At 66.5% G+C, this 15,372-nt stretch carries 17 protein-coding genes; 5 read left to right on the forward strand and 12 right to left on the reverse strand.

What is annotated here, in order from left to right:
* Positions 1–4: 4 nt before the first annotated feature.
* On the reverse strand, positions 5–2,722 hold the full coding sequence (locus G5V65_RS16100; RefSeq protein ID WP_165052048.1) for a nitrate/nitrite transporter: 2,718 nt from the start codon (positions 2,720–2,722) through the stop codon (positions 5–7).
* A 249-nt stretch (positions 2,723–2,971) separates the two neighbouring features.
* On the opposite strand from G5V65_RS16100, the gene G5V65_RS16105 reads away from it, so the two are divergent.
* Positions 2,972–3,670 (forward strand): cyclic nucleotide-binding domain-containing protein, encoded by a 699-nt coding sequence (locus G5V65_RS16105; protein ID WP_165052050.1) that lies wholly within the window; start codon positions 2,972–2,974, stop codon positions 3,668–3,670.
* A 3-nt stretch (positions 3,671–3,673) separates the two neighbouring features.
* On the opposite strand, the gene G5V65_RS16110 is transcribed toward G5V65_RS16105, so the two are convergent.
* The 4 genes from G5V65_RS16110 to G5V65_RS16125 are packed head-to-tail and all read right to left on the reverse strand — an operon-like array spanning position 3,674 to position 6,704.
* Complete coding sequence (locus tag G5V65_RS16110) at positions 3,674–4,339, reverse strand: NnrU family protein (protein ID WP_165052052.1); 666 nt, start codon at positions 4,337–4,339, stop codon at positions 3,674–3,676.
* A gap of 13 nt (positions 4,340–4,352) precedes the next feature.
* The gene (locus G5V65_RS16115; protein ID WP_165052054.1) at positions 4,353–5,558 is read right to left on the reverse strand and encodes an NnrS family protein; all 1,206 of its coding nucleotides are present in this window, start codon (positions 5,556–5,558) and stop codon (positions 4,353–4,355) included.
* A complete protein-coding gene (locus tag G5V65_RS16120; protein WP_241250607.1) occupies positions 5,555–6,190 on the reverse strand; it encodes a 5-formyltetrahydrofolate cyclo-ligase in 636 nt (211 codons plus the stop codon). Before G5V65_RS16120 ends, G5V65_RS16115 begins: the two co-directional genes overlap by 4 nt.
* A gap of 28 nt (positions 6,191–6,218) precedes the next feature.
* A complete protein-coding gene (locus G5V65_RS16125; RefSeq protein ID WP_165052058.1) occupies positions 6,219–6,704 on the reverse strand; it encodes a hemerythrin domain-containing protein in 486 nt (161 codons plus the stop codon).
* Positions 6,705–6,924: 220 nt separating this feature from the next.
* Here G5V65_RS16125 and G5V65_RS16130 point away from each other — a divergent pair, with 220 nt between their 5' ends.
* Both G5V65_RS16130 and G5V65_RS16135 read left to right on the forward strand, forming a co-directional pair.
* On the forward strand, positions 6,925–7,359 hold the full coding sequence (locus tag G5V65_RS16130) for an Rrf2 family transcriptional regulator (protein ID WP_165052060.1): 435 nt from the start codon (positions 6,925–6,927) through the stop codon (positions 7,357–7,359).
* Positions 7,356–7,628: a DUF6522 family protein gene (locus G5V65_RS16135; RefSeq protein WP_165052062.1), complete on the forward strand. Its 273-nt coding sequence runs from the start codon at positions 7,356–7,358 to the stop codon at positions 7,626–7,628. Before G5V65_RS16130 ends, G5V65_RS16135 begins: the two co-directional genes overlap by 4 nt.
* A 246-nt stretch (positions 7,629–7,874) precedes the next feature.
* Here G5V65_RS16135 and G5V65_RS16140 read toward each other — a convergent pair whose 3' ends face one another.
* Positions 7,875–8,867: an MlrC C-terminal domain-containing protein gene (locus tag G5V65_RS16140; RefSeq protein ID WP_343162857.1), complete on the reverse strand. Its 993-nt coding sequence runs from the start codon at positions 8,865–8,867 to the stop codon at positions 7,875–7,877.
* Here G5V65_RS16140 and G5V65_RS16145 point away from each other — a divergent pair.
* Complete coding sequence (locus G5V65_RS16145; RefSeq protein WP_165052064.1) at positions 8,866–9,267, forward strand: DUF6362 family protein; 402 nt, start codon at positions 8,866–8,868, stop codon at positions 9,265–9,267. The two genes, G5V65_RS16140 and G5V65_RS16145, sit on opposite strands and share 2 nt — an antisense overlap.
* A gap of 257 nt (positions 9,268–9,524) precedes the next feature.
* Entirely contained in the window at positions 9,525–9,788 is a 264-nt protein-coding gene (locus tag G5V65_RS16150) for a ParB/Srx family N-terminal domain-containing protein (RefSeq protein ID WP_241250608.1), read from the forward strand.
* Between the two features lie 80 nt (positions 9,789–9,868).
* Here the strand turns inward: G5V65_RS16150 and G5V65_RS16155 are convergent, their stop codons facing one another.
* From G5V65_RS16155 to G5V65_RS16180, 6 genes are read right to left on the reverse strand one after another with little or no spacing between them, the layout of a single operon-like run.
* Positions 9,869–10,621 (reverse strand): SDR family NAD(P)-dependent oxidoreductase, encoded by a 753-nt coding sequence (locus tag G5V65_RS16155; protein ID WP_165052066.1) that lies wholly within the window; start codon positions 10,619–10,621, stop codon positions 9,869–9,871.
* A gap of 13 nt (positions 10,622–10,634) precedes the next feature.
* A complete protein-coding gene (locus G5V65_RS16160; RefSeq protein WP_165052069.1) occupies positions 10,635–11,381 on the reverse strand; it encodes an SDR family oxidoreductase in 747 nt (248 codons plus the stop codon).
* The gene (locus G5V65_RS16165) at positions 11,378–12,877 is read right to left on the reverse strand and encodes an FGGY-family carbohydrate kinase (protein ID WP_165052071.1); all 1,500 of its coding nucleotides are present in this window, start codon (positions 12,875–12,877) and stop codon (positions 11,378–11,380) included. Before G5V65_RS16165 ends, G5V65_RS16160 begins: the two co-directional genes overlap by 4 nt.
* Before the next feature lie 29 nt (positions 12,878–12,906).
* Positions 12,907–13,242: a carboxymuconolactone decarboxylase family protein gene (locus G5V65_RS16170; protein WP_165052073.1), complete on the reverse strand. Its 336-nt coding sequence runs from the start codon at positions 13,240–13,242 to the stop codon at positions 12,907–12,909.
* The gene (locus G5V65_RS16175) at positions 13,235–14,404 is read right to left on the reverse strand and encodes an acetoin dehydrogenase dihydrolipoyllysine-residue acetyltransferase subunit (RefSeq protein WP_165052075.1); all 1,170 of its coding nucleotides are present in this window, start codon (positions 14,402–14,404) and stop codon (positions 13,235–13,237) included. Before G5V65_RS16175 ends, G5V65_RS16170 begins: the two co-directional genes overlap by 8 nt.
* Entirely contained in the window at positions 14,401–15,366 is a 966-nt protein-coding gene (locus G5V65_RS16180; RefSeq protein WP_241250609.1) for an alpha-ketoacid dehydrogenase subunit beta, read from the reverse strand. The genes G5V65_RS16175 and G5V65_RS16180 overlap by 4 nt, the downstream gene beginning before the upstream one ends.
* Positions 15,367–15,372 lie beyond the last annotated feature (6 nt).

Genomic DNA, 15,372 nt, shown 5'->3' on the forward strand with positions numbered 1-15,372 from the left:
TTCGTTATTCGGCAGGGTGGGCGGCAGCGAAGGTGCGGCCACGCTCGATGTCGTGCAGAAGTCCGCCGGGGCGCGTGTAGACGGCCCATGTCAGGACAAGGCAGATCACGTAGAAGGCGAGGAACAGCCAGAGCGCGCCGATGGGGCTGCCGGTCATCGCGATGGAAGAGCCATAGGCCTTGGGGATGAAGAACCCGCCATAGGCGCCGATGGCACTTGTGAAGGCGACGATGCCGCTGGATTCCATGGCGATCTGGCGGGCGCGGTCGGCCCCGGAAAGCTGTGGCATCAGGCGGGGGACTTCGCGGCCCATGATCACGGGGATCATCTGGAAGGTGGAGGCATTGCCGACGCCGGTGAAGAAGAACAGCGCCATGAAGCCCGCGAAGAAGCCCGCAAAGCTGCCCGACTGAAGCGAGAGGATCACGCCCAGGACAGAGGCGATCATGCCGGCAAAGACCCAGAAGGTGACCCTGCCGCCGCCGAAGCGATCCGCAACCCAGCCGGTGCCGGCGCGCGACAGCGCACCCACCAGCGGGCCGAGAAAGACATATTGCAGCGCGTTCACATCCGGGAAAGCGATCTTCGACAGCAGCGGAAAGCCCGCCGAATAGCCGATGAAGCTGCCGAAGGTGCCGATATAGAGGACGCACATCAGCCAGTTGTGGGTGCGGCCGAAGATCACCGATTGCCGGGCGAAGCTGGCCTTGGCATCGGCGATGTCGTGCATGCCCGCCCAGGCCGCGAGGGTGGAGGCCAGGATGAAGGGAACCCAGATGAAGCCCGCGTTCTGCAGCCAGAGCGTGCCCCCGTCGGCAAGCGGCTTGCCTTCGCCCCCCATAGCGCCGAAGACCCCGGCGGTGATGACGAGCGGCACGAGGAACTGCATCACGCTGACGCCCAGGTTGCCAAGGCCTGCGTTCAGAGCAAGCGCATTGCCCTTCTCCGCCTTCGGGAAGAAGTAGCCGATGTTGGCCATCGAAGAGGCGAAGTTGGCCCCGCCAAGCCCACAAAGAAGCGCCAGGACGAGGAAGATGAAATAGGGCGTTTCGGGGTTCTGCACGGCATAGCCGATGCCGATGGCGGGCAGCATAAGCGAGGCCGTGGAAAGCGTCGTCCACAGCCGCCCGCCGAAGATCGGAACCATGAAGCCGTAGAAGATGCGCAGCGTCGCCCCCGACAGCGCGGGAAGCGCTGCCAGCCAGAACAACTGCTCGGGCGTGAAGGCAAAGCCGATCAGCGGCAATTTGGCGACCACCATCGACCAGACCATCCAGACCGAGAAGGCCAGCAGCAGGGCCGGGATCGACAGCCACAGGTTGCGGCGGGCGATCGCGCGGCCCTCGCCTGCCCAGAAGGCCGGATCTTCAGGGCGCCAGTCGCCCAGCACGCGCGGCATGGCCGTCCGCTCCGGATGATGGATGGGCTGCATTTCGGGCAGTTGCGGCAGGCGGTCCAGCGCCTCGCCATGGGCGGCGCGTTCCATCGCGCGGATGGACAGGTGCATCCAGGTCAGGGCGATGCCCACCAGCAGGAAGAGCAGCGCGAAGCACGAGGTGTAGATCCCCGTAAGATCGAGCAAGGCACCGAAGGCGATGGGCAGGACAAAGCCGCCAAGCCCGCCGATCATGCCGACAAGGCCACCCACGGCGCCGACATGGTTGGGATAGTAGACGGGGATATGCTTGAAGACGGCGGCCTTGCCCAGGCTCATGAAGAAGCCCAGCGCGAAGAGCGTCGCCACGAAGGGCCACAGGCCCATCTGCGTGGAGAAGGAGATGACACCGTCCTTGCCCTGGATGGCGTAATCGGTGGGCGGGTAGGACAGCATGAAGAGGAACATGAGCGAGAAGCCGAAGGTCCAGTACATCACCGACCGCGCGCCGAACTTGTCGGACAGGTGCCCGCCATAGGCGCGGAAGAGGCTGGCCGAGAGGCTGAACGAGGCGGCGGCCATGCCTGCCGTGCGCACATCGACGGAATAGACGTCGATCAGGTAATGCGGCAGCCAAAGGGCCAGCGCGACGAAGGCCCCGAAGACGAAGAAGTAGTAGAGCGAGAAGCGCCAGACCTGCAGGTTCCGGAGCGGCGCGAATTGCTGGGCAAGGCTGGGGGGCTTGCTGCCGGTCCGGCGCCGCTCGACCAGGGCCGGATCGTCCTTGGCAAACAGGAAGAAGACCACGCCCATGAGCGCGAGCGCGGCGGCCCAGGCATTGGCGACGCCCTGCCAGCCCCAGGCGACCATGACGAAGGGCGCCACGAACTTCGTGACCGCGGCACCGATATTGCCCGCCCCGAAGATGCCGAGTGCCGTGCCCTGATGGCCCTTGTCATACCAGCGGCTGACATAGGCCACGCCAATGATGAAGGAGCCCCCGGCAAGGCCGACGCCCAGCGCCGCGACCAGATACATCACATAGCTGTCGGCCAGGGTCAGCGCCCAGGTGGCCAGCGCCGCCAGCAGCATCTGGGCCGAGAAAACGAGCCTGCCGCCGTATTTCTCCGTCCAGACACCAAGGAAGATCCGCGTCAGCGACCCGGTCAGGACCGGCGTCGCGACGAGCAGGCCGAACTGGGTATCGTTCAGCCCGAGATCGGCCTTGATGGCCACGCCGATGATGGAAAAGATCGTCCAGACCGCAAAGCAGGCGGTGAAGGCGATCGTGCTGAGACCAAGGGCGCGTCTCTGGTCGGCACGGGAGGCGATGGCGACGGTCTGCATGGCAGGACTCCGGCAGGAAGGACGTGGCACCCCGTTCTGGGGGATGGGCCAGTCCTGCGGCCGGAGGGGGCAGGGAGACTTGATCTAGATCACATATCCGAGAATAATATCGCAAAATAAATGGGTTACACAATTTTATCAAATGTCGGACGGTGGCGGATCAAGCCCAGGGCCGCAGATGCGCCACCGCATTCTTGACAATTGTCAAGCCAACGCGGGATGATGGGGCCAGAACAGAAAGGTCGGACCATGCCTGAGGTGCGTTACCCGGAGATTCGCGCACTCGGCCTGTTTTCCGGGATGGCGACCGCGCATTTCGAGGCCCTGATGCGGGGGGCCTATGTCCAGAACTTTCCGCCACAGATCGAATTGATCAGCGAGGGCGAGCCAAGCGATTTCCTGCATGTGCTGCTTTCGGGATCCGTGGACCTGTTTTCCGAATGGAACGGGCGCGAGACCAGCCTTTCCACGGTGCGGCCGATCTCGACCTTCATCCTGGCGGCCACGATCCGCAACGCGCCCTATCTGATGTCGGCCCGGACGCTGGAGAAAAGCCGGATCGTGCTGATCCCCAGCCAGGATGTGCGCGAGATCTTTGATGTGGATGGCGAATTTGCCCGGGCGATCGTTGCGGAACTTGCGCAGTGTTATCGAGCGGTGGTGAAGTCGCAGAAGGATCTGAAACTGCGGACATCGCTGGAACGGCTGGCCAATTACCTGCTGCGGCTGCAGAAGCGCGCGGACGGCGCGGCGCAGTTCGAACTGGATCACGAGAAGCGGCGGCTTGCCTCGGTTCTGGGGATGACGCCAGAGAATCTGAGCCGGGCCTTCAAGGGGTTGCAGCCCTATGGCGTGACGGTGGATGGCACACGCATCACCATCGGGGATCAGGCCGATCTGGAGCGTTTTGCCCGGCCCAATCCGTGGATCGACGATCACGCCAGCTGAGGGCTAGGGCAGCGGGCTGACGCCGATCACCGCGGGATGAAGCCAGATCAGCAGGGCGTAGAGCGCCATGCCAAGACCGATGCGCAGCAGGGTTTCGGTGCCGGGCCTGCCGAAGGCGGAAGGCGCGGCAGCCATGGCCTGGCGCAGGTGGTGCCACGAGGCCCCCATCTCGTGCTGTCGGCGCCTGTCGATGAGGCGCATTCCCAGAAGGGCAAAGCCCGCGAATGTGCCGAACAGGGCCAGATGGGCGAGATCGCCGTTCGGCACGAGATGCGCGCCAGACCAGAGCGCGAGTGCCAGCAACAGGGGATGGCGATGCAGGCGCAGGATGCCGGGATTGGCAGGGTCGAAACCTTGATTCCGCGCGCCGCCGAAGGAAAAGGGATTGGGCCGTGCGATGGAGAGCGTGAGGATTAGGCAAACGGGCAGCATCACCACCAGCGGCACCAGCATCTGCCACGGCACCCAGGTCCAGAGCGGAAGATGGGGTGCGCGACCTGCGGCAAGGATGAGCCAGGACAGGGCGGCCAGTGACAGGGCGGAATAGGCGAGGGAAAAGCCGCGAGGCCCCAGACTGGCACGCAGACGGGGCCGCAGCGACGGGCGCAGCGGCAGCGAATGCGTCAGGAAGAAGGTCGCGAAGGCGGCGATGAATTCTGCCCAGTCCATGCCGTGTCATCCCTCACCGGGTCTTGCCGGGTGGCTGGCGGAGCAGGAGCGGACCGTAGATCACGGCATATCCCGCAAAGGCCAGCGCCCAGCCCAGACCTGCCAGATCATGCAGGAGGGTGGCATGATCCGGCAAGGCACCCGCCGCAACGCGGGCAAGGACGGCAATGATCATGGAGGCATAGATGGCAAGGGTTCCGGGGCCTGCCGTCAGGGCCTGCCCGGTATGCCCGAGTGTGGCACGGGTCATCACGGCCAGTGTCATCAGGCCCGCGGCACCGCCCATCCACAGATGCTGTGCCGCCGCCATGCCAAAGAGGCCATGGCCCAGGATCTCGGCCCCGAGGGCAAGGGCGCCGAGCGGAAGGAAGGCATAGCCCAGATGCAGAACCGCGACGAGCGGTTCCCCCAATGTCCGGTCGCCGGCCCAGCGGGCAAGGCGGATCAGGTGCAGGGCGCCGGCACAGAGCAGGGACCAGCCCGCTGCAGGATGTTCCGGCAGGGCGACCCAGATCAGGAGGGCCAGCAGAAGCGACAGAAGCGCGAGGCGGTCGATCCCCTGCATCGGCGCCACGGGCAGGCGGCCCGGGCCCTGGCGGACAAGCCAGTTGCGCGTGAAGGAGGGGACGATCCGCCCGCCGATCACCGCGATCATCATCACCACGGCGCCCAGCCCGATCCGCAGGCCAAGGCCCTGAGCGGCATAGTCGCCCCGGAGGGATTCCCAGTGAAAGACTGCGTTGCCAGCGGCCATCACGCCCAGCATCGCAAGGACGATCAGGTTGCGCCAGTTGCGACCGGCGACAATCTCGCGTCCGATGACGGCGGAGAGGGCCAGCGGCAGGGCAAGATCGGCCGACAGCACGGCGAGCGGCGGCAGTTCGGCCGAGACGGCAATCGCACCGCGCCCTGCCAGCCAGAGTGCGACCAGCAGGGCCAGGGGCCAGCCGATGACGGGAAGCCGTCCGGTCCAGTTGGGAACCGCTGTCAGCAGGAACCCGGCGACGACGGCACCAAGGTAGCCGAACAGGAATTCATGGGCATGCCAGGAGATCGGATCGAAGGCGGTGGGGAGGGTCAGCCGACCGGCGAGGATCGGGATCCAGAGCGCCATGGCAAGCAGGGCCCAGAGCGCCGCACCCAGGAAGAAGGGCCGAAAGCCATAGGCAAGAAGGGCGGGACCGCGCCAGGCGCGCATCTGTCGGGCGGTGGTGGTCATGGATCCTCGGGGGTTGGCTGAAGCCCGGCCTCGGTCAGGATGGCATCCATGGGGATGTCATGCGGCTGGGGAAAGATGGTGGACAGGCGGGCAGACTGAAAGCCGATGCCGATGGTGAAGGGGCGGGGTGTCAGGCTGTCGAGGGTTCGGTCGAAATAGCCGCCGCCATAGCCCAGCCGGAACCCGGCCCCGTCCCAGCCCACAAGCGGGGCCAGCGCGACAGTGGGGATCACAAGGTCTGCCGAGGGGGGAGGGACGGGAATGTTCCAGTGGCCCCGGATCAGGGGCTGCCCCGGGTGCCAGCGCCGGAAGACCAGCGGGCTTGCCTTCACCTCGACCACGGGAAGGGCAATGACGCGGCCCGCGGCGTGCAGGTCCGCAAGAAGCGGGCGCAGATCGGGTTCGCCCTTGATCGGCCAATAGGCCGACAGGACCATCCCCCGGGCTTCGCCGAACCTTTCGGCAAGAAGGGCCCGGAGGTGGCGCGAGATCGCCTGTCCGGCGGCCGCGCGGGCGGCAACCGCGAGGGCATCACGTTCGGACCGAAGGCGCAGGCGTTCGGCCCGCCGCCAGCGCGCGACGTCGAGGGCCTGCTGGGGATCAGGGCCGTCAGGCGCGAAGTCTGCGGCCATGCAGGGCGGTGACGCCGGGCGGCCTGGATCAGGCATGGGCGCGCCCGGCGGTTTCGAACCGGGGGAAAAGCACGTCATTTTCCAGCCGCATGTGTTCGGTCAGATCCTGAATGAATTCCTCCAGTCCCTGATAGAGGCGCGTCCATGTCCCGCATGCCGCTTCGGGCAAGGAAAGATCGGCGGTGAGATGCCGGATCTGCGCCAGGTCGGAGTCATGGGCGGCATGATCGGCACGCATCACCGCGATGGGATGGTCGATCCCCGGCATGCCGCCCTTCCGGATCGCCGGGAAGAGGATCAGTTCCTCTTTCTTCATGTGGACCTCCATCTCGCCGCTCATGCGGTGCAGAAGAAGGGAAAGGCCACAGGGAACGCCCGGTTCACCAAAGTGGACATCTTCCACCCGCGCGGCCATGGCGGCAAGCGCGGGCAACTGATCACGGTGGCGGGCGTGATAGCGTGTCTCGATATGGCGGGTCAGCGCCGCGGCGTCATGGATCGGTGCGGTGTTCATCGGGGCTTCCTTTCTTCCCGGATCGCGCTTCCGCACCGATGACCGGGACCAAGGCGGATCACCCGGGCCATGTGGCAACCGGACGGAACAGGAAGGCGGTGCGTTGAGACGGAGCGCCCTTTGGGTGCCGACAGGTTCACCGCCCTGCGAGTCTTTGTCTTGATTTCCGGGATAGGCGCGTTAATAGGTATTGTAAATACCCATTCTGGAGTCTGCGGCAATGCGCCTTACCTCGTTCACCGATTTCGGACTGCGGATGCTGATGCGCATGGCGGGCGAGCCGATGCGGGCCTTCTCCTCCGCGGAACTGGCGGATGAGTTGGGGCTGTCGCGCAACCATCTGGCCAAGATCATGCAACATCTTTCGCGAGCCGGACTGATCGGAACGCGGAGGGGAGGTGGGGGCGGCGCGCTGCTGGCCCGCCCGGCAACCGAGATGCGGCTGGGTGATGTCGTGCGTATCCTGGAAGAAGGTCAGGCGCTGGTGGAGTGCCTGGGCGTGGATCCGGGCCGATGTTCCATCGACGGGCGCTGCCGGCTGAAGGCGCGGCTCAGGTCTGCCGAGACGGCCTTCCTGGCTGATCTTGATCGTTCGACGCTTGCCGATATCGCGCTGTCGCCGCCAATCCCTTCCGGCCCTGGTGTGCCTGCATGAGCGGGATCGAAAGAGAGGGGGATCGCTTTGTCGTTCCTGCGGCCCTGCTGGCGGAGGCCTTCGGATTGCCCGAAGAGATGATCCGGCAGGCGATGGGGGAAGGCCGGATGAAATCCCTGAGCGAAATGGGTGAAGGGCGGGACGCGGGCCGATGGCGGCTGACCTTCCGGCTGGACGGCCAGGCCTGCCGGTTCATCGTGGATGAAACCGGGGCGGTTCTGGCGCGGTCGCGCTTTCCGATCGGACCCGGCGGAAAGACGGGCCCCTGACCCTGGGCAGGCTGTCTTCAGCCCGCCATGACGTCAAGCCGCCCGTCTTCGCGCCAATCTGGCAGGCCACCATCGAGGCGTCGGGCGTTGTAGCCGCGTTTACGCAGAGCGGCGACGGCCATTCGGAAGCCATGACCGGATAGCCTGCGGGAGGGCCAATGGTGCTTGCGGCTGGAAGGCCTGACCGCGCATGACAGCGCGACGGGCGAGCGCATGCTTCGTCCCTTCAGGATCGGGGGAAGCCTTTCAGAAGCTGGCATCCCGGTCCAGCGGCCAGACCGGGCGGCGCACCCGCGCATAGGGGCGGAGATGGGCCTGCGGGGTGGCCAGGGCGCCGGTATCGCAAACGATCACCTCGCCGGAGACGGGTTCGAAGGCGGCCCGGAAATGCTGCATCGACTTGACCACAAGAAAGCGCAGATCAGCCGGTTCGATTCCGAAGGTGCGCACCTGTTGCAGATCGAGCATCTGGCCCGGCAGGGTGACGACGAGAATGTCGATGCCTTGCACGCGCAGCACGGCCGTCGGGCCGAAGCTGTGGGTAATGCCACCGAGGATCGGGCCATCGCCCGTATAGGTGCCGTCGGACAAATGCCTGATCTCGCCTGTCAGTCGAAGCGGGCCACCGCCAAAGGTGGGGTCGCATTTCCCGCCGAGTTCAAGGGTCACGCTGTCCCCGACCTTGTGTCGGTGCAGGATCGCTGCCGCTTCGGGATCAATCATGGGGGCGAAGGCGCCGGGGCCGGCGCCCGCGCGCAGCAGCGCCTGCAACAGTGCCGTCGCGTCGCCATAGGCGCCTGCCCCGGGGTTGTCGGCATAGTCGGCAATCACGAGCGGGCCCTTTGCGGCATCGAAATCCCGCGCCCGCGCTGCTGCCTGATCGGGCGTGAGAAAGGCATTGGCCACCTTGCCGCGCCCGTCCCAGATCCGGCGGGCCAGGCTTTCGGCGATCCGGGCCGCGCGGGCCTGGTGGCCCTGGTCATGGGTGACAAGGACCGTGGGCCCCATCTCGGTGATGTCGGCTTCGGAGAAGCCGGCATTGATCGACACGGCGAGGATTCCGGGTTCTGCCTCATGGGTTGCGGCATCGGCATAGAGGGCGGCGGTTTCGGGCACGTCGGTCCGGCCGGCATTGGCCTCGTCCAGCATGGGTATGTGAACGCGCAATGTCCGGGGGGCCACCCTTCCCCGCATCGTCGCCTCCAGTAGATCACCCGCCTGCCGACCGATGCTGCGCATGTCGACATGCGGATACGGCTACACGCCCGAACGGCCGATGCGGGTGATACCTAGCGCAGCCGCCATCAGCAGGATGGAGGAATGCTTCGACTGGCTCCTGATGCTGAACCCTGAGGATGCCCGGATCGTCTGGCTCAGGGCCGAGGGTGCTCGCTGGCGGCAGGTCTGCATTCGCGCCGGGGTGGTGCGATCGACAGCCTGGCGGCGCTGGGTGGCCGCTCTTCTGACCATCTCGAAGAAGCTGGAAAAGCTCGATAAATCAAAGGGCAAAGGCAAGGGCGCAAAACCCCTCACCGCAACCGCCCGCAATCAACCGCGCGAAAGCGGCGCGGAAGCCGACGACAACCGGCCCGATCCGTCGAACTTCGGGCGCGACACTTTCCCGGGTTTTGATGCATAAAAAGGGCAAGATGGCGAAGGGTGCAGGCGACGATCGCTTCACCTGATGCCCTCACCCCTGCTTCCGCCGCCGCTCCCGGCTGCCCCCCCGCGTTAGGTTCTCCCGGAAGGGAGACGTATGCGGGGGGCCTAGGCGCGACTAACCGCTAGTGACAGAACAAAAATCTGGGTCCGCGCCTTGGGTGCGCGCTTTGGGTGCGCGGGTGCGCACCTGACGCCGCACCTCGCCTCAGACCCTTCCGAAAGGCCCCGCGCCCCATGCTTCAGATCGACATGCTCCCGGTTGACCGGCTGGTTCCCTACATCCGCAACGCCCGGACCCATGAGCCGGATCAGATCGCCCAAATTGCGGCCTCGATCGCCGAGTTCGGCTTCACCAACCCGATCCTGATCGGCGAGGACGAGGTGATCATCGCAGGCTACGGCCGCCTGATGGCCGCCAACGCGCTGGGCCTGACCGAAGTTCCGGTGATCGCGCTGGACCATCTGTCCTCCAACGTTCCCAGAGTCTGCGGTCACTAGGTCAAGATCGCCCGTTTCTGGCTGCCCCGGAACCGATAACTCGATAAGCACTTTCGACCAATAGAGGCTGATACCGCTCGTCAGTCGAGGACGATGCCGCCGTCGACGTTCAGGGTCTGTCCGGTCACGAAGGCGCTGTCATCCGAGCAGAAGAAGGCCACGGGACCGGCCACATCTTCGGGATCGCCGATGCGGGCCATCGCGGTCTTTGCCTGCCAGGCGCCACGGATCGCGGGATCGTCAAGGTTCACGCGGCCCATGTCGGTCAGGATGATGCCGGGGCAGACGCAATTGGCGGTGATACCCAATGGGCCGACCTCTTGGGCCAGCACGCGGGTAAAGCCCATCACGGCTGCTTTCGATGCCGAATAATGCGCCTGCTCCGGCGCGCCATGCTTGCCGCCGATCGAGGCGATGTTGCAGATGCGCCCGTAGCCCTTGGCCTTCATCGCGGGGAGGACGGCCTGGGTAACAAGGAAGGTGCCCTTGGCATTCACGTCCATGACGCTGTCCCAATAGTCTTCGGGGCAATTTTCGACGTCCGAGGCGCGCAGGATACCGGCATTGTTCACGACGGCATGGATCGTGCCGAAATCGTGCAGGATGCGGGCAACCATCGCCTGCACCGCGGCTTTCGACGACACGTCGGCGTGGTAGGGAATGGCGCGGATGCCGGCGGAGTGGGCTTCGGCTGCGACAGCTTCCAGCGCCTCCGCCTGACGGTCTATGTCGTTCAACGCAAGGTCGAAACCCCTCCGCGCAAGCCCAAGCGCGATGGCCCGTCCGATCCCCCTGCTTGCCCCAGTGACCAGCGCCACCCGTCCGTTGCCCATTTCTGCCTCCCCTTCAAAGCGCGGTATATCCACCATCCACCGTCAGCACCGTTCCGGTCACATAACTGGCGGCATCAGACGCAAGGAAGGCCACCGCCGTTGCGATCTCGCGCGGGTCGGCAAGGCGGCCCATCGGAATGCCCTGAAGCCAGCGGTCGAACCATTCGGGGCGGGACCGGCCAGCCAACGTCAGCTCCGTCGCCGTATAGCCGGGGGCCACGGCATTGACCCGCACCTTGCCCGCCCATTCCACCGCAAGGGATTTGGTCAGCATGTTCACCCCCGCCTTGGCCGCGTTATAGGCGGCCTGTGCCTGCGGGAAGACGACGATCTCGCCGCACATCGAGCTGATGTTGACCACCGATCCGCTCCCCGCCGCGACCATTGGGCGACCAAAGGCGCGGGCGGTGTGAAAGACGCCGTGCAGGTCCACGTCGATGACGCGCCGCCAGTCCTCCAGCGCGGTCTCCAGTGCGGGTCCGTTCTGCACGATCCCTGCATTGTTGACGAGGATCTGCGCCGGACCAAGGCGCGCGGCCAGCCCGGCGGCTGCGGTTTCGCAGGCGTCAGGATCGGTTACGTCCAGCAGCAGCGCCTCTCCCCCGATGTCGCGGGCGGTCTGTTCGGCGCGGGGAAGGTCGCGGTCCGCGATGACGACACGCGCGCCGCCTTCGGCCAGAACCTCGGCAATGGCGCGGCCGATCCCGGTGGCCCCGCCAGTGATGACGGCAAGGCGGCCCGATATGTCGAAGGCCTTCACGCCCCGCTTCCCAGCGCGGATTTCAGCGCGGGGTAAAGCGCCTTGTAGCGGGCGTAGATTTCCGCGTAGGCGGCGACATTCGCGGGATCGGGTTCCACCACGCGGCCCGGCTTGACCATGGCGGCAATGCCTTCGTCGATGCTGGCGAAGCGCCCTGCCCCATAGGCGGCAAGCACCGCCGATCCGACCGAAGGCGCGTCGGGCGAATGGGGGATGCGGACGGGCAAACCCGCCGTATCGGCATGGATCTGCATCCACAGATCTGATGCCGTGGCCCCGCCGCCCACCGTGATCTCGTTCGACGTGTAGCCCCCGGCGGCAAAGGCGTCGAGGATGGCGCGGGTGCCGAAGCCAATGCCCTCCATGATAGCGCGGAAGACGTGGTGGGGTTCATGCGCCAGCGTCAACCCGACGATCGCCCCGCGCGACAGCGGGTCGGTATAGGGGGTGCGGTTGCCCTGGAAATGATCCTGCACGATCACGCCTTCGGCCCCCGGGGGAAGGGCTGCGGCCTTCGCGTTCATTTGGTCCAGGTCCAGCGTTCCCCCCGTAAAACGGCGAAGCCAGTTGATGATCGAGCCGGTCGAGGTCTGCCCCCCTTCGACGATCCAGCGGTCGGGATAGACGATGTCGGGATAGGCCCCCCAGACGCCCGGCGCGTGCAGGGGGGCAGAGGTGACGCCGAACTGCAGATGCGACGATCCGGTGATCAGCGCCAGTTGGCCAGGTTGCGCCACGCCCAGACCGATCATCCCGATCAGCGCATCGGCCCCGCCTTGCACCACCTTGACCGACTGCGGCAGGCCAAGCTCCGCCGCGGCGCGGGAGGTGAGGGTGCCCACCACCTCACCCGGCGCAAGGACGCGGGCGGGCCATTTCTCGACCAGCTCCTCCATCCCCAGCGCGCGGAGGATGCCGGTCGCCCAGCCGCCATTGCGCGACGAATAGTGCCAGCGCAGGCCTGCATTATCGAGGCTGGCAACCCGTTCGCCGGTCAGGCGCAGCGTCAGGAAATCCTGATATTCGCAGATCGTCCTGGCGCGGTCGAAGTTCGCGGGTTCGTTGCGTTTCAGCCAGAGCGCCTTGGGGATCATCCATTCCGCCGAAACTGGCCCCTGCCCCGCGCCGTTGATCCGCAGTGCGGCGTCGCCGGTGGCCAGCACCGCATCGGCCTCGGCGCTGGCGCGGACGTCCATCCACATCAGCGCGGGCCGCAGCGCGCGGCCTTCGGCATCCAGCGCAACGACGGTGCAGCAGGTGGTGGCGAAGGCCATCGCTTCGACCTCGCGCGGGTCGATCCCCGCTTCGGCCAATGCGCCGCGCGTTGCCTTGGTCAGACTGGACCACCAGTCCTCGGGGTCCTGTTCGGCGCGGGCGCCGGGGTAGAATTTTGTCTCGTAGGGTGCAGCGACCGAGGCGAGACAGTTCCCCGACAGGTCGAAGATGCGCACGCGAAGGCTTTCGGTTCCGCCGTCTGCCGCAAGATAACAGGCCATCGCCTTCTCCCCCCAAGTCAACCCGTCACTCAACCCAGATCGCGGAATATCTGCAACGCCTTGGCTGCATACATGACCGCCGGGCCGCCGCCCATTTCAACCGCGATCTCCAGCGCCTCGATCAGCTGCGCCTCGTCCGCGCCGTGACGTCGGGCGGCGTCGGCGTGGTAGAGCAGACAATCCTCGCAGCCCTTTGCCGCCGCGATGGCCAGCGCGATCAATTCGCGTTCTGCAGCGTCAAAGCGGCCTGCCGTCGTCGCGGCCTTGCTGACCGCGCCGAAGCCCTGCATCAGCGCGGGTGCCGCCCGCGAGAAGGCGGCAAGACGGGCCTTCGCGGCCTGAAGCTCTGCTTTGCTGTCAGACATGCTGGATCGCTCCTGTCACGATGGCGGCCACGTCGGCGGGCGCATCCCATTGCGGCATGTGGCCGGTCGGCAGGACATGCACCGCCGCGCGGGGCGGAAGGTTGAACAGATGCGCCGCGGGGATGATGCGGTCGTCGCGCCCGATCAGCACGCGCAGGGGGATGCGGTCCGGCAGCCGCGACAGGGGGGCGAGCGTGTCTATGCGCTGGCCGTTCGGCCCTGCGATGGCGGCGGCAAGAACGCCAAGGCGGCCTTGCGACAGGGTCTTGGCCATCGCCTCCAGCGCGTCGGTCGACAGTGTCGCGGCCTTGGGGCCGAGTAGGCGCAGCAGGTGGGCGATTTCACCCCCCGTTCGGGCATGGGCCATGCCGTGGACGAAGGCCACCTCGATCTCGCGCCCCAGTCCGGCGGGGGCGATGAGGGTAAGGGAAGCGACGCGGTCGGGGTATGCGGCGGCGTAGAGGGCGGCGAGATGACCGCCCAGCGAATGGCCGACGAGGTGGATCTTGCCTGTCACGCCTGTGGCATGGCGGTTGACGGCAGAAAACAGGTCGTCGATCCCCTGCGGCACCGTCCCATCGCTGCCGTGGCCCGGAAGGTCGGGGGCAAGGACGCTGTGGCCCGCGCGGGAAAGCGCAGCAGCGAGAGCAGCCCATGTCGCCCCGTCGCCCGCAAAGCCATGGAGGAGGAGGATGGTCGCGGGGCCTGCGGCGGGAATGTCCTCCGCCTCGATCCGGCCACGGCGGCCGGTGCCGGTGACGACTTCCAGCGCGACGCCGGACTGGCGGGCAAGGCGGCGCGCAGCGGGGGTGGCGCGGAGCGCAGCGGGCGCGGCCGCGGGCGCGCGGTGCGGTTCCGGCACAACGGGAGTGGCGGCGGGTTCGGGCGCAGGCGGCGACGGGGTGCCTGCGTCTTCCCACTGCGTCGCCTCGATCCGCGCGATGGGGGCGTCCACCGCCACCACATCGCCCGGCGCCACCAGCGTTTCCACCAGCACGCCATCGCCCAATGCGGGGTATTCCACGACGGTCTTGTCGGTTTCCACCTCCAGCAGGGGCTGGCCGCGCTTGAAGGATTGGCCCGGCTCGATCAGCCATGCGGCGATGGTGCCTTCCTCCATCGTCTCGCCCAGACGGGGCATGGTCAGGGTGCGCGTTGTCATGCGAACAGCCGCCCTGCCGTCTCGGCGATCAGCTTCGGCCCCGGGACCGACCCGCTTTCCAGCTGGGTGGAGACGGAGATGGGGATATCCTCGCCCGCCACGCGGATCACGGGGTCATGGAGGAAGTCGAAACATTCCTCAGTGATCCGCGCCGCCAGTTCCGCAGCCACCCCACAGGTCATCGCCCCTTCGGACACGACCATGACGCGCCCCACCCGTTCCACATGCGGGCGGATCGTTTCGAAATCCAACGGGTTCAGGGTGCGCAAGTCGATCACCGTCGCCTCGATCCCCTGTGCCGACAGGGTCTTGGCGGCGTCGAGCGCATAGTGGAGCTGGCGGGAATAGGTCACGATCACCAGATCATCCCCTGTCCGCCGCACCGCCGCCTTGCCCCATTCCAGGGCGGGGGCGGAAAGGTCCACATCCTCTTTCATCGTGTAAAGCGCCTTGTGTTCGATAAAGACCACGGGATCGGGTTTCGTCAGCGCCTGACGGAGCAGATGGTAGGCATCGGCCACCGTGGCGGGCATCGCCAGACGCAGGCCGGGGGTGTGCATGACATAGGCCTCAAGGCTCTGGCTGTGCTGGGCCCCCGCCGACCGCCCCGTGCCGCCTTGGGTGCGAAGGACCATCGGCACGCCGATCTGGCCGCCGAACATGTAGCGGATCTTGGCGGCCTGATTGGCAAGCTGGTCCATCGTCATGCCGATGAAATCGACATACATGAGTTCGGCGACGGGGCGCAGGCCGGTCATCGCCGCCCCCACCGCCGCGCCGACGATGGCGGGTTCGGAAATCGGCGTGTCGATCACTCGGTCGGGGCCGAAGTCGCGGATCAGGTCCTTGGTCACGCCGTAGGCTCCGCCGTAGCGGCCCACTTCCTCGCCCATGATGACGACATCGGGATCGTCGCGCATCGCATCTGCCAGTGCCTGACGCAGCGCGTCACGATAGGTCATTTCCAT

The sequence above is a fragment of the Paragemmobacter kunshanensis genome, assembly GCF_011059185.1.
Classification (GTDB): domain Bacteria; phylum Pseudomonadota; class Alphaproteobacteria; order Rhodobacterales; family Rhodobacteraceae; genus Paragemmobacter; species Paragemmobacter kunshanensis.